General features: G+C 65.9%; 4 protein-coding genes and 1 pseudogene. 2 read left to right on the forward strand and 3 right to left on the reverse strand.

What is annotated here, in order from left to right; genetic code table 11:
* Nucleotides 1-402: MaoC family dehydratase (locus AC1D34_RS34520; protein ID WP_476826668.1), on the reverse strand; the 402-nt coding region annotated here is incomplete at its 3' end.
* A 180-nt stretch (nt 403-582) separates the two neighbouring features.
* A complete protein-coding gene (locus tag AC1D34_RS34525) occupies nt 583-2,295 on the reverse strand; it encodes a serine/threonine dehydratase (protein WP_476826669.1) in 1,713 nt (570 codons plus the stop codon).
* A 100-nt stretch (nt 2,296-2,395) separates the two neighbouring features.
* Here AC1D34_RS34525 and AC1D34_RS34530 point away from each other — a divergent pair, with 100 nt between their 5' ends.
* Nucleotides 2,396-3,271, forward strand: coding sequence for an HpcH/HpaI aldolase/citrate lyase family protein (locus AC1D34_RS34530; RefSeq protein ID WP_476826670.1), 876 nt, complete (start codon nt 2,396-2,398; stop codon nt 3,269-3,271).
* A gap of 109 nt (nt 3,272-3,380) precedes the next feature.
* Here AC1D34_RS34530 and ppa read toward each other — a convergent pair whose 3' ends face one another.
* Nucleotides 3,381-3,917: an inorganic diphosphatase gene (gene ppa, locus AC1D34_RS34535; RefSeq protein WP_441492722.1), complete on the reverse strand. Its 537-nt coding sequence runs from the start codon at nt 3,915-3,917 to the stop codon at nt 3,381-3,383.
* 199 nt (nt 3,918-4,116) lie between these two features.
* On the opposite strand from ppa, the pseudogene AC1D34_RS34540 reads away from it, so the two are divergent.
* Nucleotides 4,117-4,250: pseudogene (locus tag AC1D34_RS34540) on the forward strand (protein tyrosine phosphatase); the annotation flags it as partial.

Here is a 4,250-nt window from a genome sequence, read left to right on the forward strand (position 1 = left end):
GACATAGACGATGCCGGCATCGCCCGCCGAGGTCTGCTTCAGGCCGATCACCTCCGAGGTGGTCGACAAGGTGTCGCCCGGATAGACCGGCCTGAGGAAGCGCCCATCCGCATAGCCGAGATTGGCGACGGCATTCAGCGAGACGTCCGGCACCGTCTTGCCGAAGACGATGTGGAAGACCAGCAGATCGTCGACCGGCGCCGCGGGATATCCGACCGCGCGTGCAAAACTGTCCGAAGACTGGACCGCGAAGCGCGGCCCATAGAGCGCCGTATAGAGCGAGACGTCGCCGCTGGTCACGGTCCGTGGCGTGGCATGGACGATCGTCTCGCCCAGCCGGAAATCCTCGAAAAAGCGGCCAGGGCTGGTTTTGGAAGCGGGCAGCGTCGCAGTCTGGGACATCGRCGTCTCGCGTCTGGTCGGGCAGGCGGATTGTGCGCCGCCGTGAGAGCCTGCGTCCAGCCCCGTGCCGCTGCGACGATGGGGTAATGCGCACGCCCGGAATGGTCGGCCGAGCGACGACCATTCATCGAACGAGCCTCGCGGCCCTCCGTCGCGCCGCGACAGGAAGAGGCGCGCAGCCTAGGCTACAATCGCCTGCAGCTTGGCGAGATMGACATTCGCGCCGCAGACCAAAACGCCCAGGCGCTCGCCCGGAGCCGGCTTGTAGGCTCCCGAGATCAGCGCGCCGAAGGCGGCCGCGCCACCGGGCTCGACGGCCAGCCGGAAATCGCGCCAGAGCCGCGCCTGCGCCTCGGTGATGGCGGCATCCGGCACGAGCGCAACGTGATCGACCGTGTCCTTGCAGGCGTCATAGACCAGCTGGCCGACATTGCGGGCGCCGAGCGAATCCGCGGCCACCGAGGCGACATCGACCGCGACCGGTCCCTTGGCTTCGAGCGCCGCCTGCAAGGCACGCGAGCCCGCGGGTTCGACGCCGACCACCTTGACCTTCGATCCCGCGAACCAGGAGGCGATTCCCGAGATCAACCCGCCGCCACCGACTGCGACAAGCACCGTATCGAGATCGGGCTCCTGCAAATCCCACTCGCGCCCGAGCGTGCCCTGACCGGCGATGGTCTCGACCGCGGCGAAGGGATGGATCTTGAGCGCGCCGGTTTCCGCGACGAAGCGATCGCAGGCAGCCTGCGCATCGTCATATTGCGCGCCGCCGACCACGGCCTCCGCGCCGAAGCGCCGGATCGCCTCGATCTTGGCCGCGGGCGAAATCTCCGGCACGAAGATCGTCGCCTTCACGCCGCGTTCGCGCGCCGCATAGGCCACCGCCGCACCGTGGTTGCCCCCGGATGCAGCAGAAACCCCTGCAGCAGGCACCGGCAGGGACAGCAGGTTGTTGAAGGCGCCGCGCGTCTTGAAGGACCCCGCATGCTGCAGGCATTCGAGCTTGAGCGAGATGTCCCCCACGGATCCGAGCGCCCCCTTGTCCAAGCGCATGATCGGCGTCACGCGAGCATGGCCGGCGATGCGCGCGGCAGCCGCCTCGATCATGGAATGGGACACCGGACGGTCGGACATGGCGCGATCCTGATAGGCTGGGCGATCCGGCGCGAAGGTCCAGATCGCGATGGGAAGCCCGTGGCTATCGCGTCCCGGCGGATCGGGGAAGGGCTTTCCACGCCCGCCCCGGATGTGCCTGGCGACGATCAGCGCCGCGAACGCATCCAGCATATCGTCTGCAGCAGCTCCCCGCGGCGGCCGTGCGTGAACGCTCTCGACCGGCAAGCCTGCCGCGATCAGAAGTGCCCGTCGTTCGGCCATGCCCTCGGGGTTGATCGCCCCTCGGACCTTCTTCGGGCTCAGAAGAGGAGCGCCGCGCATCGTCCGAAAGGCAAGTTCGGGATGGGTTTCATAGACGTGCTCGCGCCACACCGGCTCCTGCCTCAACAAGCCGTCGATCTCCCGGATCTTTGGGAACAGAAAGAAGCCCTGCTTGGAGACCTTGCGCGGTGGCTCGGAGGTCGCGACGGCCACGCCGCAAGCCTCCAGATACTCTGCAGCCTGGACTGCCGAGCGCGAGGGAATGGAGAACACCGAGGATTGCCGCTCGCCGAGCAGGTTGCGCACCGGCTGCTCGGGGCCACGTCCGGAGCCGACAATCCGGTCCGGCAGGCCGATCGGCATATCGACCGCCACGAGATCGGGCGGCGCCGATCCCGCAAAGAGCTCGGAGAAATGCGAGATCACGCGCAACTGCGGACGCAGGGGCGTAGCGTCGCCCAGGATCGCAACGATCCAGCCCGCCTTGCAGCCGTCGACGCCGGCGATCCAGCCCATTCGCCCCCCTCTTCACCTTTCGATGAACTGTCGTTGCATTGCAGTCACGTCTAGTGTGCACTGCAGCGAAATTCGATCAGCCGTCGTTAAGGAGTATCCCATGACAGCGATCCGCCCACGCCGCAGCGTCCTGTATATGCCTGGTTCGAATGCCCGTGCGCTTGAAAAGGCTCGCGAGATTGCCGCCGATGCGCTGATCCTCGATCTGGAGGATGCCGTCGCCCCGGATTCCAAGGACATGGCGCGCGAGCAGGTCTGCGCCGCGGTGAAGGCCGGAGGCTATGGTCGGCGCGAACTGGTCATTCGGGTGAACGGCGTCGACACGCCCTGGTTCGAAGCGGATCTTGCCGCAGCGACCGAGGCCAGGCCCGACGCGATCCTGATCCCGAAAGTGTCGGCCCCCGAAACCTTGATCGAGATCGGCCACAAGCTGACCGGCCTTTGGGCCGATTCGGCCATCCGGATCTGGGCGATGATCGAAACGCCGCTCGCCGTCCTCGACGCGGCGCGGATTGCCTCGGCGGCGAAGGATCCCTCGACGCGGCTCGCCTGCTTCGTGATGGGCACGAACGATCTCGCCAAGGAAACCCGCGCTCGCTTCGTGCCTGGCCGTGCGCCGATGCTGCCTTGGCTGGTGACGGCCATCCTCGCCGCCCGTGCTCATGGCATCGACATCGTCGACGGCGTCTACAACGATCTCAAGAACGAGGATGGCTTTGCGGCCGAATGCGCGCAGGGCCGCGATCTCGGCTTCGATGGCAAGACGCTGATCCATCCCTCGCAGGTCGTTGCGGCCAACGCCGCCTTCGCGCCGGATGATCACGAGCTTGCCCGCGCCAAGGCGATCATCACCGCCTTCGAGCAGCCGGAGAATGCCGACAAGGGCGCGATCCAGCTGGACGGCCGCATGGTCGAGCGGCTTCATGCCGAGATGGCCAGGCGCGTCGTGGCGCTGAGCGAGGCGATCGCGGCGTAACCTGCGCGCTGCCCGGCCTTGCGCCGGAGGCCCGTATTGATCGGGGTAACGGGACGAGATCATGGCCGGGACAGGCCCGGCCATGATGGAGAATACCGGGCGTCTGCCCTCAGCCCTTGGCCTTCTTTGCCCGCTCCATCGCCTCGACGATGAGCTGCTTTGCCTTGGTGGCGTCACCCCAGCCGGTGAGCTTCACCCATTTGCCGGGCTCGAGATCCTTGTAGTGCTCGAAAAAATGCTGGATCTGGTCGAGCGTGATCTGCGGCAGGTCGGTGTAGTTGTGCACGTTCTCGTAGCGCTTGGTGAGCTTGGGCACCGGCACGGCGATGATCTTCTCGTCACCGCCGCCCTCGTCCTCCATCATCATCACGCCGATCGGGCGGACCGCGATGTAGGAGCCGGGAATCAGGGGGCGTGTATTGGCGACCAGGACATCGCAGGGGTCGCCATCCTCGGACAGCGTATGCGGGATGAAACCGTAGTTCCCGGGATAACGCATCGGGGTGTAGAGGAAGCGATCGACGAAGAGCGTGCCGGCTTCCTTGTCCATCTCGTACTTGATCGGCTCGCCACCAATGGCCACCTCGATGACCACATTGACTTCGTCGGGCGGATTCTTGCCGATGGAGATGGCATCTAGGCGCATGGGTCATACCTGTTGAGACAAAAAACTGGCGCGCCTTATGCGCGCTGTAGCGCAAAAGTCCAAGCCCGACCTTTAGGCGGACGGGGCATCAGGGTTTGCGCATGGCACTTCCCACTGATATCGGGCTGYAGATGATCAAGGATGGAACTTTGTGGTGTTGAACCTGCTGCGCCGCAACGATCAGCGTTATGCGCGGCGAATGGCCCGCATCGCGCGCTGGGACCGGCCGCTTACCGGCCGGGTCGACCGGCTGCGCGCCTGGGCCAATATGCTGCTGGTCGATCATGGCATCTTCCGCCTGGCCTATCTCAATGCCCACCGGGTCACGCCGCG

The organism is Allobosea sp. P1_A7, assembly GCF_056406775.1.

Excerpts from the sequence above, each read along its gene's own strand:
- ppa (WP_441492722.1), bottom strand. The coding sequence starts at position 3,917 with ATGCGCCTAGATGCCATCTCCATCGGCAAGAATCCGCCCGACGAAGTC.
- AC1D34_RS34530 (WP_476826670.1), top strand. The coding sequence starts at position 2,396 with ATGACAGCGATCCGCCCACGCCGCAGCGTCCTGTATATGCCTGGTTCG.